Below are 26723 nucleotides of genomic sequence, written 5' to 3' on the forward strand. Positions count from 1 at the left end.
CCCGACGTCGACCCGAAACGCTAGACGTTGAAGCGGAACTCCACCACATCGCCGTCCTTCATGACGTAGTCCTTGCCCTCAAGGCGCGCTTTGCCCTTGGAACGGGCCTCCGCGATAGAACCCGTCGCGACGAGGTCTTCGAAGGAGATGACCTCAGCCTTGATGAAGCCCTTTTCGAAGTCAGTGTGAATGACTCCCGCAGCCTGCGGAGCCTTAGAACCCTTGGGGATCGTCCACGCACGTGCTTCTTTCGGACCGGCGGTCAAGTAGGTCTGCAGTCCCAGCGTGTCAAAGCCAATTCGGGCGAGCTGGTCGAGGCCTGACTCGTCCTGGCCAGTCGACGCCAGCAGTTCTGCGGCATCCTCAGGGTCAAGATCGATGAGCTCAGACTCGATCTTCGCGTCGAGGAAGATGGCCTTGGCCGGCGCGACGAGAGCGGCGAGCTCTTCCTTGCGCGCAGCATCCGTCAGCACTGCCTCATCGACGTTGAAGACGAAGATGACGGGCTTGGCGGTCAGCAAGCCGAGTTCCTTGATGGGATCCATATCAATACCACTCACCGACAGCAGGATGCCGCGCTCAAGCGCATCCTTCGCGGCATTCGCAGTCTCGAGAACGACAGGATCCGCCTTCTTGCCGCGGACTTCCTTCTCGATGCGCACGATGGCCTTCTCGACGGTCTGCAAATCGGCGAGCATGAGCTCTGCGTTGATGGTCTCCATGTCGGATGCCGGGTTCACCGTGCCCTCGACATGGACCACGTCGCCATCGGCGAAGCCGCGCACGACCTGCGCGATAGCATCCGCTTCACGAATGTTCGCAAGGAACTGGTTGCCCAGTCCCTCTCCCTCGCTCGCGCCGCGCACGATGCCTGCGATGTCGACGAACGACACAGCCGCCGGCAGGATGCGCTCGCTGCCGAAGATGCCGGCGAGCACGTCGAGCCGCGAGTCAGGCAGGTTGACGACACCCACGTTCGGCTCGATCGTCGCGAACGGATAGTTCGCCGCGAGCACGTCGTTCTTGGTGAGTGCGTTGAAGAGAGTGGACTTGCCAACATTGGGCAGGCCGACGATTCCGATAGTGAGAGCCACGAGGTAAGAGTCTACCGGGGGGCGGATGGGCGAACCCGCAGAGGGGATACGCCCGCTGTCACCCGGTCGAGACCGCGACGCACGTCAGCACATCGCGCAGCGTGCGGCTGTCGTGATGCGGCATGTCTGCCCGCGGCGCCGCGGATGCTTCGCGATTGATCCACATAGCCGTCATCCCTGCACCCACCGCACCGGCGACATCCGCGGCGAAGTTGTCCCCAACATGCAGCGTCGTCTCTGCACGGACGTCCAGACCGTCCAGCGCTCGGCGGAAAATCGCGGCATCCGGCTTGAGCACTCCGATGTCTCCGGACGCCACGACGACGTCGAAGAAACCATCGATCCCGACCGTCACAAGCTTGGCCCGCTGGAACGCGGCGGGCCCGTTCGTGATCAACCCGATCGGCACGCCGCCCGCCCGCAACGACTCAAGCACGGACAGTGTCTCGTCAAAGAGGGTGAACGTGCCGTGCTCGGCCTCGACATGAAGTCGTACCGCTTCATCGACCAGGTCATCGTCATCGCGCCCCATCGCCAGCAGCGTGAGACGCCAGATCTCTCGGGGCAGCGCGTCATCAGGCAGCTCGCCGCGCATCCACTGCTCCCCCTGATCGCCCCACCCCTTCGCCCACGCCGCGTCATTCGCAGCGAGGATATCGGCGATCGCCAGTGCGTGGCGCTCGGCCAGTGCCGCGGCGGTCTGACGCACCGCGGCTCCCGCACCGTCGCGGATCAGCGTTCCGTCGAGGTCGAAGAACACCGCCTGCAACTCGTTACGCACGCCGCACCGCCCGGAAGGCCTTCGTCACATACGGCAGTTCGAGCGCGCCAGAGTCGTCGAAGTCGAGGTCATCGAACAGCGCATCCATCTCTCGTCTAATGCGGGCCTTCTCCACGTCAGATGCCGTGATGACGTAGCTGCGGGAGGAGGCCATGTCGTGCAGCTGCGACCGTGTCATCGCCCTGGACCAACCCCATTCCCGACCCTCAAGCTCGGCGAATGGCGCGGCCACCCGTGGCCCGCTGGCCGCAAGCATCTCCTCCGCGGCGCTGCCGTGCATGATGCCCGTCAGCGTGCGCACCCAGTCCGTGCGCTCGTCACGGATGTTCCAGATCAGCCCCAAGGTCCCGTCGGGCCGCACCACCCGACCGATCTCCGCAGATGCGGGATCGACCTCCACCCAGTGCCACGCCTGACCCAGCACGACAGCATCGACGCTCGCGTCAGGCAATGGCATCCGCTCGGCAGTCCCAATGAACGTCGGCACGCCGAGCACATTCGCGCGAAGGGCCGCGAGCATCGCTGGGTCGGGATCGATCGCGACGACCTCGGCATCCGGCGCAGCAGCAAGTGCGCGCGTGAGTTTCCCCGTTCCCGCGCCGACGTCGGCGATCCGGCGTGATCCGTGCGGGAGCAACTCAAGCATCCATGCGACAGCCTCGAACGGGTACTCCGGACGCCCCGTCTCATAACTGCTGGCCTGCGCACCGAAGGACGTCGCTCGTTCATCCACCATGTCGCCAGCCTACGGCGAGTCTCCGACACAGCGTGGGCGAGCCGGGAGACAGTGAACACGTGCCTTTGGATTTCACCGCAATCGACTTCGAGACGGCGAATTCCTCTCCCGCCTCTGCCTGCTCAGTCGGACTCGTCCGCGTCCGCGACGGCGAGGTCGTCGCCACGACCGGCTGGCTGATCCGTCCGCCCGCAGGGCACGACGATTTCCAGGAGTGGAACATCAAGATCCACGGCATCTATCCGCAGGATGTCGCCACTGCAGCCACGTGGCCTGAGCAGTTCGACCGACTGTGCGATTTCGCAGGCGCCGACGTGCTTGTCGCGCACAACGCCGGATTCGACCTGAAGGTGCTGCGCACGGCGTCTGAGGTCACCGAACTCGACTGCCCTCCCTACCGCTCCCTGTGCAGTCTGCAGGTTGCCCGCAAGACCTACGACCTTGAGTCATATCGCCTCCCGAAGGCCGCAGCCGCGGCCGGATTCGCCGAGTTCTCGCACCACGATGCGTTGGCGGATGCCCGCGCCTGCGCCCAGATCGTCATCGATGCCGCACGCCTCGCTGGCGCTGACAATCTCGACGCTCTGGCGAAGACGCTCGGCCTTCGCCTGACTGAGCCGCCCGTCGTCGCGGAACGTGAACGCGCCGCCTGAGCGCATTCGACCACCGAGCACGAGACAATGGGATCATGACGAACCCAGCCGGTGACTCCCCCGTCAGCCTTGAGGTCATCGAGGGCACCTTCGATCTCGCACGCCAGGGCCGCACCGGCCCGCTTGGCGAGATGATCGATGCCGGTGTGCCGATCGATGTGCGCAACCCTCGCGGTGACACGTTCTTGACGGTCGCGACCTACGCCGAGCAGGAGCACACGGTCGCTGATCTGGTGCGACGCGGCGCCAATCTGGATGCCTCGAACGCCAACGGTCAGACCGCTGTCTCGTGCGCGGTGTTCCGTAAGAACGAGACGCTGCTGCGCATGCTGCTGGATGCCGGTGCAGACCCGGATGCCGGTGGCCTGTCTGCAGCGGCGATCGCTGACCAGTTCAAGCTGACCGAGATGCGCACGATTCTCGACGAGTACGCGAGCCGCTGATCGGAGCGGCACTCCCGCAATGTCCGAGGCCCTCGACATCATGAGGGTATGGATGCTCCACTGATCGTTCTTCTCGCCGCTGTAGCGCTCGTGCTGGGAGTTGCGGTGGGCTGGGTCGCACGCGCAGCGCGCGGCGCTGCCGAACTCTCCCGGATCAGCACTGATCTTGCTCGCGCAGAGGCAGAGTTGAAGGCAGCGCGTGATGACCGCGATCGGCAGTACGACCTATATCGGGATGCCGTCGAGCACGCCCGCACAGAGCAGCGCGCCGAGGCACAGCGTGTGCAGCAGCAGAATGCTGTGCTCACGGCACTTGCTCCCGTGCGCGAGTCTCTGCAGCAGATGCAGAACAAGGTGACGACGCTTGAGCAAGATCGCCACGCCCAGTTCGGCTCGCTCGCCGAGCAGCTGCGCCGCGCGCAGGAGTCCGACGAGGCGCTGCGCGCGACCACCGAGTCACTCGCGGGTGCGCTGCGCTCGACCTCGGCGCGCGGCGTGTGGGGCGAGACGCAGCTGCGGCGGGTCGTCGAAGCGGCCGGTCTCATGCGACACGTCGACTTCGACCTGCAGTCAACGATCTCCTCCGATCGCGGGCAGGGGCGCCCCGACATGGTGATCCGGCTGGCTGGCGGCACTTCCATCGCCGTCGACGCGAAGGTGCCACTCGACGCCTATCTCGAAGCGAGCGCCCTCGCCGGACGCGACTCTGATGAGGCTCAGCGTCGGCAGTACATGCAGAAGCATGTCAAGGCCGTCCGTGCGCACGTCGACGCACTGGCGAAGAAGGCGTACTGGGCGGGCCTGGACGCGAGCCCGGAGTTCGTCATCTGCTTCTTGCCCAGTGAGTCCCTGCTCGCAGCCGCAATCGATGAAGACCCTTCGCTGCTCGACTATGCGTTCAGCAAGCAGGTCGCCCTCGCCTCCCCCGTGAATCTGTGGGCGGTGTTGAAGACCGTCGCCTTTACGTGGACGCAGCATGAGGTCTCTACCGAGGCACGCACGCTGCTGAACCTCGGCACGCAATTGCTCGACCGGATCGGTACACTGGCCGGCCACGCTGACGATCTGCGTCGCGCATTGGAGCGCACCGTCGACAGTTACAACAAGTTCGCCGGTTCGCTGGAGAATCGAGTGCTGGTCACTGCACGCCAGTTCCCTGGCATCGATGCGTCAGCACTCGAGACGACGCCTTCGACGATCACGACGCCGGCTCGACGGTTCACAGCGCCAGAGCTGGTCGAAAGCGCACAGGCAGCAGAGATCGAAGCCGATCTGGGCGCGGTGCGCGAGCGGATGGAAGAGCGCTGAGCTCGAACGTCAGAGCTCGAACGTCAGGCGCTGTACGGCACCCAGCTGAGTAGCGCGATAACGAGGCCCGACGTGACGATGAATGCGCCGATCATCCACCAGGAGCTGAGCTCGTGGCCCTCAGCGCGACGCACTCGGAAGAGCACATCAGCGCGACGAGCAGGATCGACGTGAGCGGGGGCTACGGTTGCGGCCGCGGCATCGGCTGCACGAGCGGCCGCATCCTCTGGCGTGATCCGCAGGATGCGTCCGGTGTTGGTGGTGACCATGTTCGACTGCACGGACTTCTTGTCGCTCCGCGACTGTTGCGTGGTCATCTCGCCCTCCCCGGATGCCGCCTTGATGGGGCCTGCGAAGGCGACGAATCCAAGCTCCATTGTGCCAGCAAAGACTGAGAACGACGGCAGGCGCGTCTTAGCAGCAGTACCGGACCGGTAACAATCGACTCACAGCCACTTGGAAACGAGGTGTTCTGACGCGATGCGGCGCAGCGTTCCAGAGGCCCCGCGCAGCACGACAGATTCGGTGTAGACGTAGTTTCCGTCGCGGCGAACGCCATCGACAAGTTGCCCATCGGTCACGCCGGTTGCAACGAAAATCGTATTGTCGCCCCTCACGAGTTCATCTGCCTCGTAGACGTAATCCATCTGCAGACCCGCATCGATTCCACGCTGGCGCTCATCATCATCACGTGGCCAGAGACGTCCCTGGATGTGGCCGCCGAGCGATTTGATCGCACAGGCCGTGACGATGCCCTCCGGGCTGCCGCCCACACCCACACACATGTCCGTGCGTGCGCCGTGACGAGCCGCGTTGATGCCTCCTGCAACGTCGCCGTCGCTCATCAGACGCGTTCCAGCGCCGGCCGCACGAATGTCTTCGATGAGCTTCTCGTGGCGCGGACGGTTGAGCACCGAGACGACAATCTCGTCTACCGGCTTGCCGAGGGCCTTCGACAGCAGGCGGATGTTCTCACCGATGGGGAGCCGGATGTCAACGATGCCGACACCGGCAGGACCGGTGACGAGCTTGTCCATGTAGAAGACGCTGGATGCATCGAGCATCGTTCCGCGATCAGACACCGCGATCACCGAGAGCGCGTTCTGGCGCCCGGCCGCGGTCAGCGACGTGCCGTCGATCGGGTCGACAGCAATGTCGCACTCCGGACCCCTACCAGAGCCGACGACCTCACCATTGAACAGCATGGGGGCGTTGTCTTTCTCGCCCTCACCGATCACGACGCGGCCCTGGAAGTTCACGGTGCCGAGGAAGGCGCGCATGGCATCGACGGCGGCGCCGTCTGCGGCTTCCTTGTCGCCTCGGCCGATGAATGGCACAGCCCGAATCGACGCCGCCTCAGTCGCACGCACCAGTTCGAGTGCGAGGTTTCGATCAGGACGCAGGGGGCTCATATCAGCCGTCAGACTCACCATGTGGTCAGCCTAGCCAGCAGACCGTTCGAAACAGTCGGTGTTTCGCACGAAAAACAGCGAAGGAATCACGTTTCTTAACAAGAGCGCAGGGCCGCCCCTCTTGACGACGACAGGGCCTCACGTTATCCGCTCCCCGCCAGCGATAGAGTTGAGGCTGTCCCGGCTCATCTATCGCAGGAGTTTTCATGCCCGTCGCCACTCCGGACCAGTACGCAGAAATGCTCGACCGCGCGAAGGCCGGTGGATTCGCGTATCCCGCATTCAACGTCTCCAGCTCGCAGACCATCAACTCCGTCCTCCAGGGCCTGACTGAGGCCGGCTCTGACGGCATCATCCAGGTGACCACTGGGGGCGCCGACTACTTCGCCGGTCAGACCGTGAAGGCTCGCGCAACCGGCGCACTCGCCTTCGCGCGCTTCGCCACCGAGGTTGCCAAGAACTACCCGATCACTGTGGCACTGCACACCGACCACTGCCCGAAGGACGCCCTCGCCGGCTTCGTCGAGCCGCTGATCTCTGCCTCTGAAGAAGAGGTCAAGGCCGGTCGTAACCCGATCTTCCAGTCCCACATGTGGGACGGTTCGGCTGTTCCCCTTGCGGAGAACATCGAGATCGCCCAGCAGCTTCTCCCCCGCATGAAGAACATCAACGCGATCCTTGAGGTCGAGATCGGTGTCGTCGGCGGCGAAGAAGATGGCGTCTCGCACGAGGGCTCGAACGACGCCCTCTACACGACCTTCGCCGACGTTGACCAGGCCGTCCAGGCTCTGGGCCTCGGCGAGCAGGGCCGCTACATCGCCGCTCTCACCTTCGGCAACGTGCACGGCGTGTACAAGCCGGGTGGCGTAAAGCTGCGCCCCGAACTGCTGGGCGAGATCCAGCAGCAGGTTGCCGCCAAGTACAACACCGGTGCGAAGCCTCTCGACCTCGTCTTCCACGGCGGCTCTGGCTCGACCGATGAAGAGATCGCGCTCGCGGTCGCCAACGGCGTCATCAAGATGAACATCGACACCGACACGCAGTACGCGTACACGCGTGCGATCGCCGACTACATGTTCAAGAACTACGACGGCGTCCTGAAGGTCGACGGCGAGGTCGGCAACAAGAAGGTCTACGACCCGCGCGCCTGGGGCAAGGTGGCTGAGACCGCCATGGCCGCTCGCGTCATCGAGTCGACCCGCCAGCTCGGCTCGCACGGCCAGTCCAAGAGCTGACCAACGCAGACACCATGAGGATGCCTCGACCCAGTTTCGGGTCGAGGCATTCTCATTTGCTTGGACGCCCGACCTGCAGTACGTCCTTGCCACAGGTCGCCGCAAGGAGCATCGTTGAAGCATCCGATCCACGAGGGAAGGATGTGATGGCGATGCAGGCAAAACCCGGTGACCGGTTGATCGTCGAAGGGCGCACCGATACGGCGCCCAGACGCGAAGGCGAGATCCTCGAAGTCCACGGCGAAGACGGATCCCCGCCCTATATCGTTCGATGGGACGACGGGCACGAGGGCACGGTGTTTCCCGGACCCGATGCCCACGTCTCGGAGGGCTGAGGCGGTTCGCCTACGGCGTGCCGATTCGTCGACAACGATGACCCCGAGCTACGCGCACGATCACAAGCGCGCAGCTCATTCAGCCATGCGTTCCCCCGCCGGCGACAGCACCCACCACACGTCGTTGACACCCTGGCCGGCGACATCTCCGGCGACCGCATCGCCCGCGAAGTAATACAGCGGCCATCCATTGAGCGTCACCTGGGTAGCACCGTCGACTCCAATGATCGTGCCGAGCTCGCCGGTCACGCCGTCGCCGGCGACGGGGTCTGCGTCACTGGTGAACGCCGGCCAGTTCTCGGCGCACTGTCCTTCGCAGGTGCTCGCATCCGCGCCCTGAGTATCGCTGTCGAACATGTACAGAGTCATGCCCTCGCCATCGACGACGATCTCTCCGAGTTCGGAGTCGGCGATCATCACCGCTGCACCATCTGCGGGCATCGAGTAGCCGTCGCCGGGCGCTTCATCGGGCGGTGGTGCTTCTCCTGTCTCGCTGGTGCCACCGGTGCAGCCCGAAAGCGCGAGTGTAAGCAGGGCGGCCACCGCGGCGACCCTACCGATGTGTGTGAACATGGGAAATCCCTTCCTCAGCGACCGCGGAGGCGATCACTGGGGAAACGAGATCGGGCGCTGACGGGTTCATCGCTCGCGGGATGCTGTCACACGCGGTAGTGACGTCAGCCGGCCAGATCCGCGTGCATCAGCACCTGTCCCGAGTCGACCGCACGAAGCTCAAGTGCGACGATCTCATCAGGATCGAGAGCCGTCGCCGTCGTCAGGTGCGCGCTGGTGCCCGGACGAGCACGCCAACTCGATGCCTGAACTTCGGTGCTGTCCTTCCCGATGACGTACAGCGCATACGGCCGTTCGACGCTGTATCCGTCGTCGGATCCCCCGTAGTGGCAGTCCAGTTCGATACGCGTTCCCCATTCGGTCTGTTCGAGTTTCACAGTCGCCTCCAGCGGCACGTCTGCGGAGCTCTCCAACGCCACCACGGTGCCTTCGTTCAGCGACGTACCGATCGCCGTCACCAGAGCCACCGCGACGACAATCGCTGCCGCGGCCGCCAGAGCACGAGACCAGCGGCGCCGACGCCGCCGCATCCTCTCGTGCGTCCCGACGCGAGCCAACTCCGCTCGTGCCGCTGGATCGGGCCCCGCCGGGGTGTCGACCAGAAGCGATTCGGCGTGTTCCTTATCGATGCGTCCGAGGAACCCTGCGATGGGTGCGAGCTCCGCAACCGCACGACGACATTGCCCGCAGTCCTCGAGATGGGCTTCGAATGCGTGACGGTCCGCCGAGCTCAGCGCGCCGAGCACATACGCCGCGTCCCAGTCGGCGACATGTGCATGTTCCAGACTCATCGCATCACCCCTTTCTCCTGTAGCGCGAGCCGCAATGATCGGATGCCGTAGTGCAGTCGGGATTTCACGGTCCCCTCCGGGATACCGACCTCTGCGGCGATCTCCGCGACGGTGGAACCGCGGTAATACGCGCGAACGATGACTGCGCGATGTTCAGCAGACAACGTCGCCAGCGCCTCCTCGATGAGGATCGCCTCGAACAGGGCATCGGTGGCGTCGCCGGCGATGCTCTCAGGGGTCTCTGCCATCGGGATCTCGTGTCGTCGGCGGGCGCTGCGCACCTCGTCGATGACGAGATGCCGTGCCACTGTGAACATCCACGAGCGGGTCGTCGCGGGATCCTGCTCGAGGATTCGCGGGCTTCGCCAGGCTCGCAGCAACGTCTCCTGAACGATGTCGTCGGCGCCCGAGCGATCACTGGTGAGATGCACGACGTAGCGCCACACAGGGCCGGCGTGGGCGTCGTACAGCGCGGTCAACCGGTCCGAATCGTCGAGTGCCATCGATGCACCTCCCGCTGACGACACGATATGGAGCATCGGAACGTTCATCTGAACCGAATTCCGACGTCTGTCGTTTCCCCAGTATGAACCTGATATCGACCGCTGGCACCCTTGAGATCGGCGGGCTCCCCCTGCACCCACTCATCGTCCACCTGGTCGTGGTCTTGACACCCCTCACTGCGCTCGCGCTGGTGCTGGGCGCGCTCTGGCCGGCTGCGCGCCGACGACTCGGCATCGTCACGCCGCTCGCAGCACTCGTCGTGCTGATCCTCGTGCCGATCACCGTCGCCGCCGGTGAAAGCCTGAAGGAGGTGGTCGGTCCCCTGCCCGCCGTCGAGCGTCATGAATTGTGGGGGCGGATGCTGCTTCCCTGGGCGATCGCGCTCTTCGTCGTCGCCGCTGCCCAGTGGTCCTGGTACCGCTACGGGCGCCCGGGAATCGTCGAAAAGCGACCCGCTCTGGCCCGGGTCGTCGGGGTCATGTTCAGCGTCCTCGCGATCGGAGTGAGCATCGGGACGACCGTCATCATCGTGCTGATCGGTGATTCCGGAGCCCGCGCGGTGTGGGGTGGGTGAGCGGGGCAATGCTGACAGTGCCCCGCGAGATGGCACCGCGCTACGCGGCAGAGCGGTCCTGACTCAGCGTCGACGCATCCGAACGCCCAGGATGATCAGATCCACCACGGCATCCACGATCATCAAGATGCCGAGAACGCGGCCAAATCCACGGAATCGAGACACCGCAAGCCCCGCAGTGAGCTCCGAGACGCTGAGAGCAGCACCGAGCATTGGGCGACGACGAATGCCAGCCGCCAAGCGGGCGAACGGACGATCTCGACGAGTCAGTGGTGTCATGCCACTCATCCCGTCGATCATCGTCTCGCGCAGTGCCGCCGGCCATCCGATCGGCTCGAATCGCTGCACTTCGAGCGCCGTCTCTTCTTCCAATGCAGCGTCGATCAGATCATTCGGGATGCCAAACGCGGCCAAGAACGCCCGCTCGCGCTCACGCGGGCCGACAACGCCGCCGAACGCCTCGGCGACGAGCGCACGGTGCGCAGCCTCCACATCCAGCCGCGTCGCCGCGGCCACCTCGGCCAGTTCGTCGATGCTTCCGTCGCCTTCGCTGAGCAGCCGTCGGCAAATCTCCGCTGTCTCCGGAACCGTGATCGCGTCCAGATCCAGCACCGACTCCGTCTCACGTTCGGCATCGAGCCAGAACGGGACGACCCCACCGTTGGTCGTCACTTCAATCCAGTCGCCACCAGTTTCGGTGCGATTCAGCTCGATGACCGGAAGCTCAGCCTTCGACGAGATCCAACCGTTCGTCAACTCGGCCGAACGCAATCGCTGCAGCGACCACACACCCGATTCGATATGTTCCACGGTCGTGCGGTTCGCCTCCGCGACGAAGCGGGCAGCCGCCGGTCCACGATGAGAGAACATCGCCACCCGCACCAGTGTCGGCTCGAACAGCGTCGGATCGAGTTCGTCGTCTTCGTCCGCGATCTCATCACTATCTGCCGCATCGGCCGCATCGGCCGCATCGGCCGCATCGAGCCCAGCATCAAGCCCAGCGTCCGAGGCATCCTCGACGTCAAGCCACAGCGTCAGACCTGCATCCGCGAACGTCTCACGCAACTGCGCTGCCGTCATCGTTGACTCGATGGTGTCTTCGGGTGTGAGCGTGAGGATGTGCCCGTCGTCGGTCATCGGAAGCAGGATCACGGCCTCCTGCTGATCGCTCCACGGCGCGACAGCACCACGTAGTCCGGCCGGAATGCGCAGCCTAGACAGCAGGTCACGCGTCTGCGGACGAGGGTCTGCGCCCCCATTGCTGTCAACGGATGCGTAAGAGAGCTGGACGCCGAAACTGTTCTGAAGCATTCATCGACAGTACCTTCCGACGATGTCGGGAGACGCCGGACTAGTTCAGGTAAGCGATGAAAGCGGGGTCGTTCATCATCGGCACGGCGATGCAGATCGAAACAATGATCATCGTCGCCGCTGCGCCGACCAGCGGCACCCACCAGGTGAGCTTCCCGGTCCGCAACCGTCGGAGTGAGATCAAAGCGGTCGCCACCCATCCGACGACCAGGATCACGGCAGCGATCGTGCCCCACAGCTTGCCCTGCGCGAAGTTCGTGAACTCTCCGTCGATGCCGAGGATCTTCATGCTGTCGTTCATAACCCTCGGCAGATCGAGGTACGCCATCCCTGTCATGAAGACGCTGACCATGCCATAAGCGAGCAGCGCGATCGTGATGACACGATCCCACGAACGAGGCTTGGTCGCCGCCGGCGCCGCCTGAGCGGGCGACCCGGCAATGACCACAGGGGCGGGTTGTGCTGCTCCGACTGAAGGCGGCACCTCAGTTACAGCATCCAACGGCGGCAGCCCTGCGAGTCGTCGCTGCTCCTCCGGAGTCGCGTATTCGCCGTATTGGGGCCGCTGATCGGTCATCAGGCCATGCTAAACCTCACGCCTTTGAGTAGGCCCCAGGCTGGCTCCGTTGCCAGTCGTAGCCCGAAACAAGCGGCGGCCCCAGAGGAATGGGGATTCCTCGGGGGCCGCTGACACTGAACGCTGGGGACGCTCAGGTCAAGATGAATAAGCGCTGGGGGCGCTTTCTCCATCTGTAGCCCCGTGATACAGGGACTACAGGAACCAGACTAGACAACTGTCCAGGTTAACGCGAGGGGTTGTTCTTCAGATAGTGAACTGCTACGCGTTTCACCCGATATTGCCGCCCCGGCCGAATTTCTCCGCACCGAGCTGCAGCGAGAGTCGGCCAGCTGCAGACCTCAGGGATCGAGCGATCTCCTCGATGTTCGCGTCACGATTCTCTGTCGGCACGGAGACCGCGAGCGAGGCATTCATTCCGGGGGCGCTGACGGGCACCGCGATGCAGGTGTGTCCGATCGCGTACTCCTCGCGATCGATCATCCACTCACGTGGGCGTTCCAGCACTGTGAGCAGCGCCCGCCGATTGCTGATCGTGTGCGGAGTCAGCTCGCCGAGCGGATGCCGTGAGACATAGTCCAGACGCTGTTCCAACGGCAGTTCTGCGAGGATCTGCTTGCCGAGGGCCGTGGCGTGCGCGCTGTCGTGCAGTCCGACCCAGAGCTCGACCCGCGGACTGCGGCGTGCATCGACGATGTCAATCAGATGCACCTCCCCATCGGAGAAGCGCGAGAGATAGGCGGTGACTCCGGTCTGGTCGGTGACATCATTCAGAGCGTTTCTCACATGTGCGAGGAAAACACCCCGACTGTCCTGCCCTGAGGAGAATCCGGGAAACCGCGGCCCGAGGACGAGTCCGTCCGGCTCGTTCACGAGGTAACCCTCGTGAATCAAGGTACGCACCAGGTTGTAGGTGGTCCCGGTGGTGAGTGCCGCGGATTGGGCGAGCGACTTCGCCTGCACCGGTCGCGCCGAGTTGGCGACGATGTCCACGAGAGAAAGTGCGCGCTGCACCGACCCGATCAGGGTCTGCTCTCGTTCTGCTGGTGTCGGCATCGCTCACCTCCTGGCCAGGATATTACTCGACCACGTTCGTCAGCCGCCAAACTCCCGGCCGATCGGATCAGTGCGCGATGCGTCCTCCGAGCGCGCGCCCATCTTTCTCGCCGGAAGCATCCTGGCGCAGCTCCTTGGGGAGTGAGAACATCAGATCTTCCTCGGCAGTACGGACTTCTTCGACGTCGCCGTACCCTGCGCTACTCAGCGCTTCGAGGACTTCCTCCACGAGGATCTCCGGCACGGAGGCCCCGCTCGTCACTCCCACGGTGGCGACGCCGTCGAGCCACTCTTGCTTGACTTCTTCGGCGTAATCCACACGGTACGCCGCCTTTGCCCCGTATTCCAGAGCAACCTCCACCAGGCGCACACTGTTCGACGAGTTCGATGAGCCGACGACGATCACGAGATCCGCGTTGACTGCGACCTTCTTGATCGCCACCTGACGGTTCTGCGTGGCATAGCAAATGTCATCCGACGGCGGATTCTGCAACTCAGGGAAGCGCAGGCGCAGCCGGTTCACTGTTTCCATGGTCTCGTCGACCGAGAGCGTGGTCTGCGAGAGCCATACGACCTTGGATGGGTCCTTGACCTGCACAGTGTCAGCCTCATCGGGCGAGTTGACGATGGTGACCCGCTCCGGTGCGTGGCCGGCGGTACCCTCGACCTCTTCGTGTCCTTCGTGACCGATGAGCAGAATCTCGAAATCATCGCGGGCGAAGCGCACGGCTTCGCGGTGAACCTTGGTCACGAGCGGGCAGGTCGCATCGATCGCGTGCAGCCCTCGGTCGGATGCCGCATTCACGACCGCCGGCGAAACGCCGTGTGCGCTGAACACGATGTGGGCGCCCTCCGGCACTTCATCAACCTCTTCGACGAAGATCGCACCCATCGCCTCGAGCTCGGTGACAACATGGATGTTGTGCACGATCTGCTTGCGCACGTAAACCGGTGCTCCGTAGCGCTGCAGAGCCTTCTCTACGGCGACGACAGCACGATCGACACCGGCGCAATAGCCGCGAGGAGCAGCAAGCAGAACCCGCTTGTGTCCTTCGACCGGGATATCCTGAAGCCGCGTCGCCCGCGATCGAGGAATGCGGGGAACGGGAAGATGTACGGTGACCTGGCTCACCCTTTGATCCTACCTTCGGACGCCGATGACAGGCCTGTGTGAGCGCTCAGGTGCACAAGTATGGAGGGACCCCGATGACGGTCTTCGAAGCATCATCCGCGCAAGGCGAGATTCCGCCGGCGGATGCTGTCGCTCCGCGTGACTCGACCGCGGATGCTCCTACCTCCGTCGCGCGGCTGAATGGAACGATTCGGGACTTCATCGCGCGCTGGAACGTCGTCTGGGTCGAGGGCGAGATCACATCCTGGAATGTCCGCGGCGGCAACGTGTTCGGCCGACTCAAAGACACCCAGTCAGACGCCCAGATCTCCATCCGCATCTGGTCAAGCGTTCGTGGACGCATCCCCGCAGACCTCGGTATCGGCGATCACGTGGTCGCCGCGGTCAAGGCCGATTACTTCGTCAAAGCTGGCGACTTCAGCTTCACGGTCTCATCGATGAAGCACGTCGGCCTTGGTGACCAGCTCGAGAAACTCGAGAAACTGCGCGCGCAGCTGCGCCAGGAGGGGCTGTTCGACGCGTCACGTAAGAAGCCGCTGCCGTTCCTCCCCCACGTCATCGGCCTCATCACCGGCGAGCGCTCGGATGCTGAGAAGGATGTGCACCGCAACGCCGAGCTGCGCTGGCCGCAGGTGCGCTTTCGCACTCAGTACGCCGCCGTACAGGGTGAGCGCTGCGTTCCGGAGACACTCGCCGCGCTCGCGCAGCTGGATGCCGATCCTGAAGTTGATGTCATCATCATCGCCCGAGGAGGCGGTGACCCGCAGACACTGATGGGCTTCAGTGATGAGCGGCTCGTGCGCGCGGTGGCCGCGGCATCGACTCCCATCGTCTCGGCGATCGGGCATGAGAACGACCATCCACTGCTGGACGACGTGGCCGACCTGCGCGCTTCGACTCCGACCGATGCTGCGAAGCGCGTCGTTCCCGACGTCGGCGAACAGCGCGCGCTCATCGGGCAACTGCGTTCCCGTGCCACTTCACGTCTCACTCAGCGCATCTCGCATGACATCGCGCAGCTCGAACAGCTGCGCACACGACCGGTGCTGCGCTCGCCTGATCCGATCATCGCCGACCGCGCGCAGGAGCTCTGGCTGTTGCTCTCCCGCGGCCGCGACACGATCACGCGACAGCTCGATCTGAACGGGCGTAAGACCAGTGAGTTGCGTGCGTCGCTGCGCGCCCTCTCCCCTGCGTCCACCCTCGCCCGCGGTTACGCCATCGCTCACCTCGAGGGTGGCGTGATTGTGCGGGATGCCGCGGATGCTCCGGCCGGCAGCGCACTGACCATCACCGTTAACCGCGGATCCCTGGCTGCCCGTTCTGAGGGCGAGATACCGGAGGCAGGATGAAGATGCAGAGCGTCGTAGGATGGAAGGCGTGACTGCTTCGACCGACGCCCCCGTGGAAACACTGTCATTCGAGGCCGCTCGCGACGAACTCGTACGCGTCGTTGCCGAGCTTGAGCAGGGCGCACCGACTCTCGAACACTCGCTCGCTCTCTGGGAGCGCGGCGAGGCCCTCGCCGCTCGCTGCGAAGAGTGGCTGCTTGGCGCGAAGCGCCGTCTCGATGAGGCACGCACCACGGCATCCTCTGAGGATGACTCATGAACAAGCCCCCTCCCATCGTCGCCGAGATCGGACGCCCGGAGACTCCTGAGGAGACCGCAGCCCGCAAGGCGGAGTTCTCGAAGAACTACCGGGCAAGTCAGACATTCCGCAACCTCATCGCGGCGCTTATCGTTACCGTCGCGGTCGTTGCCGTCATCATTTTCGCCGTGCCGCGTGGCACACCGGAGTCCGCGCCGAAGATCGATGTGGCCAGCATTGCCGCCGATGTCGAATCCACGATGCAGAGCCCAGCTATCGTCCCCGAGCTGGGTGATTTCTGGCGCGTCAACGCGGCAGAGCTCCAGGGTGGAGCGACGGTCGTCTGGAACATGACGCTCGCACCGTCCGCTCAAGACGAGCGCGGTTTCATTCGCATCGCGCAGGCCTTCAACGCCGACGCTTCGTGGGCACCGCAGGTGCTGAATGGCACCGCAGCGACAGACACCACCGAGATCGGTGGGCTGGAATGGGACGTCTACAAGCTCAGCAGCGACGCTGCGGACAACGTCTCGTATGCGATCGGCACGCAGGCAGGTGACGACTACGTGCTGCTGTATGGCTCGCGTTCCGCTGATTCGACGGCCAAGCTCGCCAAGTCGCTCATCCCGCAGATCAAAGAGATTGCAGAGACCTCATGACCGCTCTCACCCCGACAGCAGCCTGGCAGCAGATGCTGGACGGCAATCGTCGCTTCGTCGCGGGTGAGCCGCGGCATCCGAATCAGGATGTCGAGCGCCGTCACGACCTCGCCCATGCGCAGGATCCGGTGGCCACGCTGTTCGGCTGTTCCGACTCGCGCCTGGCCGCCGAGATCATCTTCGACCTCGGCCTCGGAGACCTCTTCGTCGTGCGCAACGCCGGCCAGGTCATCGGTGAATCGATCGTCGGAAGCCTGGAATACGCCGTCGAGATCCTTAAAGTCCCGCTGATCGTCGTGCTCGCGCATGATGAATGTGGTGCAGTGCGTGCAGCGATCGACGGCACCGCGATCGACGCGGCCCCGCTGCCGCCGCACATCTGGAAGCTGATCGCCCCGATCATCCCCGCTGCCCGCAAGGTGCTTGCCACCAACGGCGGGACGTCCCCGGCCGACATCGACGCAGAGCAGGTCGGCCGTGAGCACCTGCGCAATACCGTCTCCAACTTGCTGCAGTCCTCCGAGCTGATCAGCGACGCTGTCGCCGAGGGCCGTTTGGGCATCGTGGGCGCCAACTACCGACTTGCAGAGGGCACTGCCGTGCCCGCCATCGCTGTGGGAATCGACACGGGGATCGAAGGCGTCCCCACAAGCCAGGAGGGATCGAAGTGACCGATACCGCATACCGCATCGAACACGACACCATGGGCGAGGTTCGCGTGCCCATCAACGCGCTTTACGGAGCGCAGACGCAGCGCGCCGTGGAGAACTTCCCGATTTCAGGCAAGGGGCTCGAGTCAACGCAGATCGCCGCCCTCGCACGCATCAAGAAGGCTGCGGCGCTCGCGAACAAAGCGCTCGGCACACTCGACGGTGCCATCGCAGACGCCATCGCACAGGCTGCCGATGAGGTGGCTTCGGGCGCGCACGACGGCGAGTTCCCCGTCGACACGTACCAGACCGGCTCTGGTACGTCTTCGAACATGAACATGAACGAGGTGCTCGCCACTCTGGCATCCGGCATCCTCGGCTCTGCCGTTCATCCGAACGATCACGTCAACGCATCGCAGTCGTCGAACGACGTGTTCCCGACCTCCGTGCACATCGCCGTGACGCAGGCACTGATCGACACCCTTATCCCCTCACTTGACCACCTCGCCGTGGCACTAGAGGCGAAGGCTGTGCTGTGGAAGGATGCCGTCAAGGCAGGCCGCACGCACCTCATGGATGCGACCCCCGTCACCCTCGGCCAGGAGTTCGGCGGGTACGCCCGCCAGATGCGCCTTGGTATCGAGCGCGTGCAGTCGGCGCTCCCCCGCGTGGCTGAGGTGCCACTCGGCGGCACGGCCGTCGGCACCGGCATCAACACCCCGCTCGGCTTCCCGCAGAAGGTCATCGCGCTGTTGGCGGAGGAGACCGAGCTGCCGATCACCGAGGCGAAGGATCACTTCGAGGCACAGGCCAACCGTGACGGCCTGGTCGAGGCGTCCGGCGCGCTTCGTACCATCGCCGTCTCGCTGACCAAGATCAACAACGACCTGCGCTGGATGGGGTCTGGCCCCAACACGGGTCTCGGCGAACTGCACATCCCCGACCTGCAGCCTGGGTCGTCGATCATGCCAGGCAAGGTCAACCCGGTCGTCCCGGAGGCCGTGCTCATGGTGTGCGCGCGGGTCATCGGCAACGATGCGACCGTGGCGTGGGCCGGAGCATCCGGTTCGTTCGAGCTCAACGTCGCGATCCCCGTCATGGGCACCGCGCTGCTCGAGTCGATCCGCCTGCTCGCAAACGCCTCGCGGGTGCTCGCCGACAAGACCATCGACGGCCTCGTCGCTAATACCGAGCGTGCCGCCGCGTTCGCGGGCATGAGCCCGTCGATCGTGACGCCGCTGAACAAGCTCATCGGCTACGAAGCCGCTGCCAAGATCGCCAAGTACGCCGTCGCTGAGGGAATCACGGTGCGCGACGCCGTCATCGCCCTCGGGTACGTCGAAAGTGGCGCGCTCACTCTTGAGCAGCTGGACGAGAAGCTCGACCTGCTGAGCATGACCCACCCGGGCTGAGTCCTGTTTCACCTGTCGGAGCCTGTTGCGCCCGTCGGAGGTTTCTTGTGAATTCCTCCGACAACTGCAACAGGCTCCGACATCTGTGACGCCGCGGCATCCGTCTCAGGAGGTCAGCGGCTCGGTCCGGAAGCGCACGAGCACGGTCTGAGTGTCGTCGTCGACAGTGAAGTTGGCGTCGCCCATCTCTTTACGGAACTCCGGGCTGTGCCAGAACTTTTCGTGTCCGGTGCGCCAGCCAGCGACTGTCGTGAAGCCTTCGCCCTCTGCCACCGCATGGTCGAGGTCGACATCTGCCAGGCGTACGACGCGAACCTCGGTGATCTCTTCGACGCACACCGGCTGGCCGTCGGAGTCGATCACGACCGCGCGGTCTCCGACGGCAGGCAGCGGTTCGGCCTCGATCTCGTACCCCGCGACGAGTGAGGTCGTTGACGTCTTCTCGCCGCTGAGGATCGCGCCGACGAGTTGGTCGCGAAGCGGCCCTGGGAACGCATACTCAGATACAGGCAGGTCGGTTGCGTCTGGCATCCGCTCAGCCTATCGACCGAGGATCCCGCGCACGGGTGTTGCGGGTGTCGCAGCCAAACTGGAACGTCGGGCGGCTCACTCTTCCTGCACAATCGGACCGCCCGCTGAACACCTGTGGAATCCGGTTTGAGGGCATGGCGATGCGGCACTGTGTGGAACATGCTCAGCCCCGCACAGACCATCCATCGCCTCGGCGGGAGGGTGTTACGTCTGTCGGTGTGATCCCCCCGAAATCTCCGACATTCGCAACACCCTCCGACGGGTGCAACACTCAGAAATTGACCTCAGCTGCGCTCCGCGCCCTCCAACAACTCAGTCACCAGGGCCGCGATCGCCGAGCGCTCCGAGCGCATCAGAGTCACGTGTCCGAACAGGTCGTGCCCCTTCAACGTCTCGATCACCGAAGCGATGCCGTCGTGGCGCCCCACCCGCAGGTTGTCGCGCTGACCTACATCGTGGGTGAGCACGACGCGGGAGTTCTGTCCCATGCGGCTGAGCACTGTCAGCAGCACATTGCGCTCCAACGACTGTGCCTCGTCAACGATCACGAACGCATCGTGCAGCGAACGACCGCGGATGTGCGTTAGCGGAAGCACCTCGAGAAGACCTCGTTCGAGGACCTCCTCGACTACGTTGCCGGAGACGACCGAGCCGAGCGTGTCGAAAACCGCCTGACCCCAGGGCCCCATCTTCTCGCCCTGGTCGCCGGGGAGGTACCCGAGTTCCTGCCCGCCGACGGCGAACAGCGGCCGGAAAACGATGATCTTCCGCTGCTGCTGGCGCTCCAGCACGGCTTCCAGCCCGGCGCACAGAGCGAGAGCCGACTTTCCGGTTCCTGCCCGTCCACCCAGCGACACGATTCCCACGTCCGCGTCCATGAGTAGGTCGATCGCGATGCGCTGCTCGGCCGAGCGGCCGTGCATCCCGAACACCTCGCGGTCCCCGCGCACCAGCCGGTACTCGCCATCACCGGTCACTCGGCCGAGCGCCGAACCGCGCTCCGAGTGGATGATGAGGCCGGTGTTGACGGGAAGCCCCCTGGCGTCCTCGCTGATGCCGACTTCGCTCTCGTAGAGGTCGCTGATGTCATCGCCGGACAGGTTGAGGTTGGAGATGCCGGTCCAGCCGGAGTCCACGGCCTGCTCTGCGAGGTACTCTTCCGCGGAGATACCAAGCGACGCGGCTTTCACTCTCATCGGGAGGTCCTTGGACACGATCGTGACATCTTGACCATCGTCAGCAAGATGCATGGCGACCGAGAGAATGCGACTGTCGTTGTCCCCGAGGCGGATGCCACTGGGCAGCGTCGATCCGTCAGTGTTGCCCAGCTCGACTCGAAGTGTTCCTCCCTCGCCGATCGGCACCGGAAAGTCGAGCCGGCCGTGTTCGATTCGCAACTCATCGAGGTGCCGAAGCGCCTGCCGGGCGAAATACCCGATCTCTGGATCGTGGCGCTTACCCTCCAGCTCCGTGATCACGACGACCGGAAGAACGATCGAGTGTTCGGCGAAACGGAAGAACGCCTGCGGATCACTCAGCAGCACCGAGGTATCGAGCACATATGTGCGGAGGTCTTGATCGGATTTCCCTGAGGATGCCCGACGCGAGACCTGACGGGTGGACTGCTGTGCTGTACGTGTGGTCACGACCCACTCCCGACCCGGGATGATTCCCGGCTATGCCACGAGTCGACCTTGGGGCCACGAGTCGCGTACCTGAGGGCCGACCCGACCGGACACCGTGCCCGATGCCTAGAACGTACGACCGCGCGGACGACTCGCCCACGACGACACGCCAAAAGAGCGTGTTACGTGTTGGTGAACGTGCGCTGAACGCGCCTACATACCGGGAACGATGGCTGTGCCGATTGCTTCATCCAGCATCCGCAACGTCTCATCACTGGTTCCCGCGTGCGGCGCGACCCGCACGGTTGATCCGCGCGTGGTGGCGACGACGCCGGCGTTGGTCAGTGCCGCCGCAAGCGCGGCAGGCGCGTCCGGCGCCAATGCGACGATGCCGGCACGGCGCTCCGGGTCTCGTGGTGTGAGCACCGGGATGCCGTGGCGGTCCGCGATCTCGAGAATGCTGTCGACATGGTCACGGATCGCAGCTTCGATCGTGGGCACCCCTGCGTCGCGCACATCACGCAGGCCGATGGCGAGACGCGCGACCGCGAGATGATCCGGGCCGTTGATCTGATAGGCGCGAGCGGATGCCGCTGGTGCCGGCAAATCGTCCAGTGGAAGCCCACCCTCGACCCCGCCGAAACCCGACAGGACCGGGGCGATGCGTTCTCTGGCCTTCGCCGAAAATGACGCGAACCCTGTCCCTCGTGCTGCCCGCAGCCATTTGTAGCCATGTCCGACGACGACATCCGCCACAGCGAAGTCGTCATCGACGATGCCGAATGACTGCACCGCATCCACGATCAGCAGTCGGTCGGGCCCGAGCACATCGCGAAGGGCCGCCAGGTCGACGCGGTAGCCGGTGCGGAAGTCAACGTGGCTGACGGCGAGCGCGGTCACGTCTCCGTCCAGTGCCTCAGCGACGGCCTCCGGCGTGACGAATGTGTGCTCCGGCGTGATCCACCGCGCTGCGAGTTGGCCATGGGATGCCTGCGAAGCGCGCTCCAGCGTGATGCTGACACTCGGAAATTCGGCCGAGGAGGCGATCACCGTGCCCTTCAGCCCGTATAGGGCATGCATTAGACCTTGCGTTGCCGACGGCTGCAGCGTGACCGTGTCGAGGTCGATGTCGAGGAGCTCTGCCACGATGTCCTGCGCCTGATCTACGCGCTCGGCAATCAGCGCCCGTGAAGACGGACGTCCGCTACCCAACAGGTCCGCGTCGGCAAAAACCTCGGTGCGGACGGTGGGCGATATCGGCCCGAAGGCTGCCCAGTCGAGATAGCCGGGGTCACCGTCAAAGGTGGCGAGGTATTCATCGAAATTACTCACCCTATGAGTGTCCCATGCAACCGCATCGAACACCGTCCGATGTTCAGCGAGAGCCCCCGGAGACCTCAGCGACCGAAGCGGCGATCCCGGTCGGCGTAGTCGCGGATCGCCCGTAAAAAGTCGACCTCACGTAGGTCTGGCCCCAGCGCCTCCACGAAGTAGAACTCGCTGTGTGCACTCTGCCAAAGCAGGAAGTCACTGAGTCGCTGCTCCCCGCTGGTGCGGATCACCAGATCGGGGTCGGGCTGACCGCCGGTGTAGAGGTGCTCGCCGATCATCTCCGGGGTGAGCTGGGCTGCGAGATCCTCCATCGTGCCGCCGGATGCGTCGTGCTCGGCGATGATCGAGCGCACCGCATCCACGATCTCATGGCGCCCGCCGTAGCCGACCGCGAGATTCACGTGCAGTCCGGTGTGATCCTTGGTGCGCACTTCAGCGTCGTGCAGCACCCGGGCGAGCTCATCAGGGATGATGTCGGTGCGACCAACGTGCTTGACGCGCCAGCCGCCCTCCTGCGACAGTGCCTCCGCAAGTTCGGCGATGATCTCGATCAGGTCGTCGATCTCTTTCGAGTCGCGCTTGATCAGGTTGTCGCTGGAGAGCAGATACAACGACACCACGCGTACCCCGATCTCGTCACACCAGCCGAGGAACTCGCGCATCTTGGCAGCGCCCGCACGGTGGCCGTCGGCCGGAGAATCAAAGCCCAGTTGGCGCGCCCAGCGCCGGTTGCCGTCGATCATCATCGCGACATGGTGCGGAACGGATGCCGGATCGAGCTGTCGCCGGAGCCGACTACTGTACAGCCGGTACAGCGGCCCTCGGCCCTCGCTCGTGCGTGCAATCACGTGCCTACGCTACCGCGCCTTCATCTTTCTCCCGTGCTCACTCTCCGGTATGTACATGTGACGGCATGGGTCGGGATCTAGAGTGAGGACGTGAGCACACCCGACGAGAACTCCATCCCGGTGCCCGAGCTTCCGCTGCTGGAAGCGGCACAGGCGGATGCTGACGTCGAGGTCAAGCCGACCTGGCGAGGCTGGCTGCACGCTGGCACCTTCCCCATCGCAATCGTCGCCGGGATCGTGCTCATCTTGCTCGCCGAAGGTGCGCCAGCGAAGTGGGCCGCTGCTGTATTCATGGCGAGCTCACTGCTGCTGTTCGGAATCTCTGCGCTGTATCACCGCATCGACTGGAGCCCGAAGACGAAACTGATCTTCAAGCGCATCGACCACGCGAACATCTTCCTGCTGATCGCCGGCACTTACACCCCTCTCGCCGTCAATGCGTTGATTCCGGAGAAGGGTGCGCTGCTGCTCATCCTGGTCTGGAGCGGCACGCTCCTCGGCATCCTGTTCCACGTCTTCTGGATCAACGCGCCACGCTGGCTGTACGTCGCCCTCTACCTCCTGCTCGGCTGGGCCGCTGTGATGTACATGGTTGACCTTCTGCAGGCAAACGTGGCGATGATGGTGCTCGTGTGCGTGGGCGGTCTGCTCTACACCGGCGGCGCGATCGTCTACGCGATGAAGAAGCCGAACCCGTGGCCAGGTCACTTCGGCTTTCACGAGATCTTTCATCTCTGCACCGTGCTCGCGTTCCTGTGCCATTGGACCGCGTGTCTGCTGATCTCCATTGCGCCGTACTCGCCTTCGCTCGGCCTTCCTGGTTGATAAAGCTCGGCCTCCCTGGCTGATAAATTTTCTCTGCACCCGCAGTCACAACGGTGCGCCCAGAACGACGAAGGAGAACCCCATGGCTGACGTCGAAAGCTTCGCGCTCGATCACACCGCTGTCCACGCGCCCTATGTCCGCCGCATCGCAGTTGAGAACGGCCCCAAGGGTGACGCGATCTCGAACTTCGACCTGCGCTTCGTGCAGCCCAACGAGGGCGAGATCCCGACCGCAGGGCTCCACACGATCGAACACGTGCTCGCCAGCTTGTTGCGTGATCACCTTGAGGGTGTAATCGACATCTCCCCGTTCGGCTGCCGCACCGGCTTTCACCTCATCACCTGGGGCGAGCCGAGCGTCGCCGAGGTCGTGGCCGCCGTGCGCGTCGGCCTCACCGCCATCGCCGAAGACATCACCTGGGAAGATGTACCAGGCGTCGACGCGATCAGCTGCGGCAACTACCGCGACCACAGCCTGCACAGTGCCCGCGAGTGGTCCAAGCGCATCCTCGAGCAGGGCATCAGCCTCGATGCATTCTCCCGCGTGGGAGTGTGATGTTCGACGAACTCCGCGGGCGCATCGTCTTCGTCACCGGCGGCAACAGCGGCATCGGTGCGGGCATCGTCGATGCTTTCCTCTCCGAGGGTGCGACCGTCATCAGCGCCGACCTGAGCCTGCCTGAGGGTTTGCAGCGGTCGGGCGAGCATCGCTGGTCCGTGCGGCTCGACGTCAGCGATGAGACCGCCGTGGAAGCCGTTCTGGATGCCGTCTCGAAGATCGTCGGCACAATTGATGTGGCGGTGACCGCGGCGGGCACCTCGACGATGGGTTACGCCACGGAGACCACAGGGGCTGACTGGGATCGCAACCTCGATGTCAATGCGAAGGGTTCGTTCCTGGTCGCGAGGGGCGTGGCCAGCCGGCTCGTCGCCGAAGACCGCGCCGGACGCATCATCTTCATCTCATCGCAGGCAGGAAAGAACGGCTACCGCGGAATGACCGCCTATGTCGCATCCAAGCATGCCGTGATGGGCGTGACGAAGACGATGGCCACCGAACTCGCATCCCGTGGCATCACGGTGAACGCGATCTGCCCCGGCATTATCGAGACTCCGATGAAGCATCGCGAACGCATCGAAGGCGGTGCGCTTCGCGACATGACGGCCGAGGAGATCGCCGCCGAAGATCGTTCTCAGGTGCCCTTAGGACGCACCGGTACGACAGCGGATGTCGCGGGTGTCGCGCTCTTCCTCGCCAGTGATCTGGCCAGCTACATGACCGGCCAGGGACTCAATGTCACCGGCGGCATGACCATGCACTGAACCTGACTCAGGCGGTCGGCTTTCCTTCATCGGATGCCGCATCATCATTGGCACTAGCGTCGGATGCCGCATCATTCGGCCCCTGTGCAGCGGCGTTGGCTGCCTCTTCAGCATCCAGCTCTTCGCGGACTTCCTCGCGGTAGCGCACCCGGCGGATGCGGCGATTCATGTCCCAGATGAGCAGTACGAGCGCGATCACCACGATAACGATCACCAGGAACCCGGCAGGGCCAGGCGTGACGGAGTTCGGGTCGACGGTCATCGTCGGCGTCGGAATCGGGGTCTCTGTTCCGAAGAGCACCATGAAGTGTCCGCCTCTCGTTCGCAGGTCGCGTACCCTGGAACTACTAGCCTAACGACCGAAAGACCCACCACGTGACGACCGCACTCGAGCTCGACGAGCGATACGGCCGAACGCGCAAACGGCGGTTGCCATGGGTCATCGGCGCAGCGCTCGCAGTGGCCGTGATCCTCGTCGCCGGGTGGGCGACAGTCAGCCAGTCCATGAACTCCGTTGGCGCCAACGATCTTGGCTATGAAGTGGTCGACGCACACAGCGTGACGGTTCACTTCCAGATCACGGCGACGCAAGGCAAAGACGTCGTCTGCGCGGTCCAGGCACTGGATGAGGAGTTCGGCGTCGTGGGCTGGAAGATCATGGAGATTCCGGCCGGTGACAGTCACCTGCAGCGGCTCAGCACCACCGTCCCGACGGTGGCCGAGGCGACCACAGGTTTGGTGAACAACTGCTGGATCGCATAGAATCCCCTGAGAAGACCGACGCCCTGGCCCATTGCCGGGGCGTCTTGGCATATCCCCCACCGCCCTGAAGGGCGTTCGCACAAAAGGAGCACGCTGTGTCCACAGACGCTCAGGTACCGTTCCTCACGCAGGAAGCCTACGATCGACTCGTCGCCGAGCTCGAGCAACGCTCCACGCTCGGTCGCGACGAGATCGCGAAACGCATTGAAGCGGCTCGCGAAGAAGGCGATCTCAAGGAGAACGGCGGCTACCACGCTGCAAAGGACGAGCAGGGCAAGCAGGAAGCCCGCATCCGCACTCTGGAGCAGCTCCTCAAGACCGCCAAGGTCGGCGTCGCGCCCGCGAGCCGCGGCATCGTCGAGCCGGGAACCGTCGTCACGGCAATCGTCGCAGGAGGAGAAGAGACCTTCCTGCTCGGCAGCCGCGAGATCGCAGGCGGCACTGACCTGGATGTCTACAGCGAAGCCAGCCCCCTGGGCCAGGCCATTCTCGGTCTGAAGGTCGGCGCAAAGACCAGCTACGAGGCTCCCAACGGAAAGCCGATCGCGGTTGAGGTCACGAAGGTCGACACCTTCTCCGGCTGAGCCCGACGCCGGGATCGAACGCGACACATCAGCCCGGACAGGGGCCACGCGCCCAGAGGCTCCGGGC

Annotated in this window: 33 protein-coding genes; 16 read left to right on the forward strand and 17 right to left on the reverse strand. The window is 64.3% G+C overall.

Annotated features, from left to right (window positions below):
- Positions 1-20: 20 nt before the first annotated feature.
- From ychF to AC1C2O_RS06245, 3 genes are read right to left on the reverse strand one after another with little or no spacing between them, the layout of a single operon-like run.
- Positions 21-1094, reverse strand: a complete 1074-nt coding sequence (gene ychF, locus AC1C2O_RS06235; protein WP_495429566.1) for a redox-regulated ATPase YchF — start codon at positions 1092-1094, stop codon at positions 21-23.
- Positions 1095-1152: 58 nt separating this feature from the next.
- Positions 1153-1875 carry an HAD family hydrolase gene (locus AC1C2O_RS06240; RefSeq protein ID WP_495429567.1) on the reverse strand — a complete coding sequence of 241 codons (723 nt, stop codon included), beginning with the start codon at positions 1873-1875 and terminating at the stop codon, positions 1153-1155.
- Entirely contained in the window at positions 1868-2611 is a 744-nt protein-coding gene (locus AC1C2O_RS06245; protein ID WP_495429568.1) for a class I SAM-dependent methyltransferase, read from the reverse strand. Before AC1C2O_RS06245 ends, AC1C2O_RS06240 begins: the two co-directional genes overlap by 8 nt.
- 59 nt (positions 2612-2670) lie before the next feature.
- Between AC1C2O_RS06245 and AC1C2O_RS06250 the strand changes: the two genes are divergently transcribed.
- From AC1C2O_RS06250 to AC1C2O_RS06260, 3 genes are read left to right on the forward strand one after another with little or no spacing between them, the layout of a single operon-like run.
- Positions 2671-3264, forward strand: coding sequence for a 3'-5' exonuclease (locus AC1C2O_RS06250; RefSeq protein ID WP_495429569.1), 594 nt, complete (start codon positions 2671-2673; stop codon positions 3262-3264).
- 35 nt (positions 3265-3299) lie between these two features.
- Positions 3300-3707 (forward strand): ankyrin repeat domain-containing protein, encoded by a 408-nt coding sequence (locus AC1C2O_RS06255; RefSeq protein ID WP_495429570.1) that lies wholly within the window; start codon positions 3300-3302, stop codon positions 3705-3707.
- Positions 3708-3755: 48 nt separating this feature from the next.
- Positions 3756-5015, forward strand: coding sequence for a DNA recombination protein RmuC (locus tag AC1C2O_RS06260; RefSeq protein ID WP_495429571.1), 1260 nt, complete (start codon positions 3756-3758; stop codon positions 5013-5015).
- 23 nt (positions 5016-5038) lie between these two features.
- On the opposite strand, the gene AC1C2O_RS06265 is transcribed toward AC1C2O_RS06260, so the two are convergent.
- The gene (locus AC1C2O_RS06265; protein ID WP_495429572.1) at positions 5039-5392 is read right to left on the reverse strand and encodes a hypothetical protein; all 354 of its coding nucleotides are present in this window, start codon (positions 5390-5392) and stop codon (positions 5039-5041) included.
- A gap of 69 nt (positions 5393-5461) precedes the next feature.
- A complete protein-coding gene (gene glpX / locus AC1C2O_RS06270; protein ID WP_495429573.1) occupies positions 5462-6448 on the reverse strand; it encodes a class II fructose-bisphosphatase in 987 nt (328 codons plus the stop codon).
- A 185-nt stretch (positions 6449-6633) separates the two neighbouring features.
- Here glpX and fbaA point away from each other — a divergent pair, with 185 nt between their 5' ends.
- Positions 6634-7662, forward strand: coding sequence for a class II fructose-bisphosphate aldolase (fbaA, locus tag AC1C2O_RS06275; protein ID WP_495429574.1), 1029 nt, complete (start codon positions 6634-6636; stop codon positions 7660-7662).
- A 152-nt stretch (positions 7663-7814) separates the two neighbouring features.
- Positions 7815-7997, forward strand: a complete 183-nt coding sequence (locus AC1C2O_RS06280) for a DUF1918 domain-containing protein (RefSeq protein ID WP_495429575.1) — start codon at positions 7815-7817, stop codon at positions 7995-7997.
- Positions 7998-8072: 75 nt separating this feature from the next.
- Here AC1C2O_RS06280 and AC1C2O_RS06285 read toward each other — a convergent pair whose 3' ends face one another.
- From AC1C2O_RS06285 to AC1C2O_RS06295, 3 genes are all read right to left on the reverse strand, one after another.
- Positions 8073-8570 carry a COG4315 family predicted lipoprotein gene (locus AC1C2O_RS06285; RefSeq protein WP_495429576.1) on the reverse strand — a complete coding sequence of 166 codons (498 nt, stop codon included), beginning with the start codon at positions 8568-8570 and terminating at the stop codon, positions 8073-8075.
- A gap of 104 nt (positions 8571-8674) precedes the next feature.
- A complete protein-coding gene (locus tag AC1C2O_RS06290) occupies positions 8675-9361 on the reverse strand; it encodes an anti-sigma factor family protein (protein WP_495429577.1) in 687 nt (228 codons plus the stop codon).
- Positions 9358-9864, reverse strand: a complete 507-nt coding sequence (locus AC1C2O_RS06295; protein WP_495429578.1) for a sigma-70 family RNA polymerase sigma factor — start codon at positions 9862-9864, stop codon at positions 9358-9360. Before AC1C2O_RS06295 ends, AC1C2O_RS06290 begins: the two co-directional genes overlap by 4 nt.
- An 83-nt stretch (positions 9865-9947) precedes the next feature.
- On the opposite strand from AC1C2O_RS06295, the gene AC1C2O_RS06300 reads away from it, so the two are divergent.
- Positions 9948-10439, forward strand: coding sequence for a DUF2231 domain-containing protein (locus AC1C2O_RS06300; protein ID WP_495429579.1), 492 nt, complete (start codon positions 9948-9950; stop codon positions 10437-10439).
- Positions 10440-10502: 63 nt separating this feature from the next.
- Here AC1C2O_RS06300 and AC1C2O_RS06305 read toward each other — a convergent pair whose 3' ends face one another.
- From AC1C2O_RS06305 to AC1C2O_RS06320, 4 genes are all read right to left on the reverse strand, one after another.
- Complete coding sequence (locus AC1C2O_RS06305) at positions 10503-11750, reverse strand: hypothetical protein (protein ID WP_495429580.1); 1248 nt, start codon at positions 11748-11750, stop codon at positions 10503-10505.
- Positions 11751-11790: 40 nt separating this feature from the next.
- On the reverse strand, positions 11791-12327 hold the full coding sequence (locus AC1C2O_RS06310; RefSeq protein ID WP_495429581.1) for a DUF6264 family protein: 537 nt from the start codon (positions 12325-12327) through the stop codon (positions 11791-11793).
- A 270-nt stretch (positions 12328-12597) separates the two neighbouring features.
- A complete protein-coding gene (locus AC1C2O_RS06315) occupies positions 12598-13383 on the reverse strand; it encodes an IclR family transcriptional regulator (RefSeq protein ID WP_495429582.1) in 786 nt (261 codons plus the stop codon).
- Between the two features lie 67 nt (positions 13384-13450).
- Positions 13451-14515 (reverse strand): 4-hydroxy-3-methylbut-2-enyl diphosphate reductase, encoded by a 1065-nt coding sequence (locus AC1C2O_RS06320; RefSeq protein WP_495429583.1) that lies wholly within the window; start codon positions 14513-14515, stop codon positions 13451-13453.
- Positions 14516-14589: 74 nt separating this feature from the next.
- On the opposite strand from AC1C2O_RS06320, the gene xseA reads away from it, so the two are divergent.
- Genes xseA through AC1C2O_RS06345 form a run of 5 tightly spaced genes read left to right on the forward strand, consistent with a single transcriptional unit; the run spans position 14590 to position 18826 of the window.
- Complete coding sequence (xseA, locus tag AC1C2O_RS06325; protein ID WP_495429584.1) at positions 14590-15867, forward strand: exodeoxyribonuclease VII large subunit; 1278 nt, start codon at positions 14590-14592, stop codon at positions 15865-15867.
- A gap of 19 nt (positions 15868-15886) precedes the next feature.
- Positions 15887-16126 (forward strand): exodeoxyribonuclease VII small subunit, encoded by a 240-nt coding sequence (locus AC1C2O_RS06330; protein WP_495429585.1) that lies wholly within the window; start codon positions 15887-15889, stop codon positions 16124-16126.
- The gene (locus AC1C2O_RS06335) at positions 16123-16764 is read left to right on the forward strand and encodes a DUF4245 family protein (protein ID WP_495429586.1); all 642 of its coding nucleotides are present in this window, start codon (positions 16123-16125) and stop codon (positions 16762-16764) included. The genes AC1C2O_RS06330 and AC1C2O_RS06335 overlap by 4 nt, the downstream gene beginning before the upstream one ends.
- Positions 16761-17435, forward strand: a complete 675-nt coding sequence (locus AC1C2O_RS06340; RefSeq protein ID WP_495429587.1) for a carbonic anhydrase — start codon at positions 16761-16763, stop codon at positions 17433-17435. Before AC1C2O_RS06335 ends, AC1C2O_RS06340 begins: the two co-directional genes overlap by 4 nt.
- Positions 17432-18826 carry a class II fumarate hydratase gene (locus tag AC1C2O_RS06345; protein ID WP_495429588.1) on the forward strand — a complete coding sequence of 465 codons (1395 nt, stop codon included), beginning with the start codon at positions 17432-17434 and terminating at the stop codon, positions 18824-18826. The genes AC1C2O_RS06340 and AC1C2O_RS06345 overlap by 4 nt, the downstream gene beginning before the upstream one ends.
- Before the next feature lie 105 nt (positions 18827-18931).
- Here the strand turns inward: AC1C2O_RS06345 and AC1C2O_RS06350 are convergent, their stop codons facing one another.
- The 4 genes from AC1C2O_RS06350 to AC1C2O_RS06365 form a co-directional block, all read right to left on the reverse strand.
- A complete protein-coding gene (locus AC1C2O_RS06350; RefSeq protein ID WP_495429589.1) occupies positions 18932-19357 on the reverse strand; it encodes an ASCH domain-containing protein in 426 nt (141 codons plus the stop codon).
- Between the two features lie 284 nt (positions 19358-19641).
- The gene (gene phoH2, locus AC1C2O_RS06355; protein WP_495431692.1) at positions 19642-20916 is read right to left on the reverse strand and encodes an RNA 5'-3' helicase PhoH2; all 1275 of its coding nucleotides are present in this window, start codon (positions 20914-20916) and stop codon (positions 19642-19644) included.
- Positions 20917-21195: 279 nt separating this feature from the next.
- Positions 21196-22314 carry an aminotransferase class V-fold PLP-dependent enzyme gene (locus AC1C2O_RS06360; RefSeq protein ID WP_495429590.1) on the reverse strand — a complete coding sequence of 373 codons (1119 nt, stop codon included), beginning with the start codon at positions 22312-22314 and terminating at the stop codon, positions 21196-21198.
- Positions 22315-22379: 65 nt separating this feature from the next.
- A complete protein-coding gene (locus tag AC1C2O_RS06365) occupies positions 22380-23159 on the reverse strand; it encodes an isoprenyl transferase (RefSeq protein ID WP_495431693.1) in 780 nt (259 codons plus the stop codon).
- A 123-nt stretch (positions 23160-23282) separates the two neighbouring features.
- On the opposite strand from AC1C2O_RS06365, the gene trhA reads away from it, so the two are divergent.
- The 3 genes from trhA (at position 23283) to AC1C2O_RS06380 (ending at position 25310) form a co-directional block, all read left to right on the forward strand.
- Entirely contained in the window at positions 23283-23987 is a 705-nt protein-coding gene (gene trhA / locus AC1C2O_RS06370) for a PAQR family membrane homeostasis protein TrhA (RefSeq protein WP_495431694.1), read from the forward strand.
- Positions 23988-24069: 82 nt separating this feature from the next.
- Positions 24070-24543, forward strand: coding sequence for an S-ribosylhomocysteine lyase (locus AC1C2O_RS06375; protein ID WP_495429591.1), 474 nt, complete (start codon positions 24070-24072; stop codon positions 24541-24543).
- Positions 24543-25310, forward strand: a complete 768-nt coding sequence (locus AC1C2O_RS06380) for an SDR family NAD(P)-dependent oxidoreductase (RefSeq protein ID WP_495429592.1) — start codon at positions 24543-24545, stop codon at positions 25308-25310. Before AC1C2O_RS06375 ends, AC1C2O_RS06380 begins: the two co-directional genes overlap by 1 nt.
- A gap of 7 nt (positions 25311-25317) precedes the next feature.
- Here AC1C2O_RS06380 and AC1C2O_RS06385 read toward each other — a convergent pair whose 3' ends face one another.
- On the reverse strand, positions 25318-25614 hold the full coding sequence (locus AC1C2O_RS06385) for a hypothetical protein (protein WP_495429593.1): 297 nt from the start codon (positions 25612-25614) through the stop codon (positions 25318-25320).
- A 71-nt stretch (positions 25615-25685) separates the two neighbouring features.
- On the opposite strand from AC1C2O_RS06385, the gene AC1C2O_RS06390 reads away from it, so the two are divergent.
- Entirely contained in the window at positions 25686-26072 is a 387-nt protein-coding gene (locus AC1C2O_RS06390) for a DUF4307 domain-containing protein (RefSeq protein ID WP_495429594.1), read from the forward strand.
- Positions 26073-26167: 95 nt separating this feature from the next.
- Complete coding sequence (gene greA / locus AC1C2O_RS06395; protein WP_495429595.1) at positions 26168-26656, forward strand: transcription elongation factor GreA; 489 nt, start codon at positions 26168-26170, stop codon at positions 26654-26656.
- Positions 26657-26723 lie beyond the last annotated feature (67 nt).

Source organism: Microbacterium sp. Y355 (assembly GCF_059445345.1).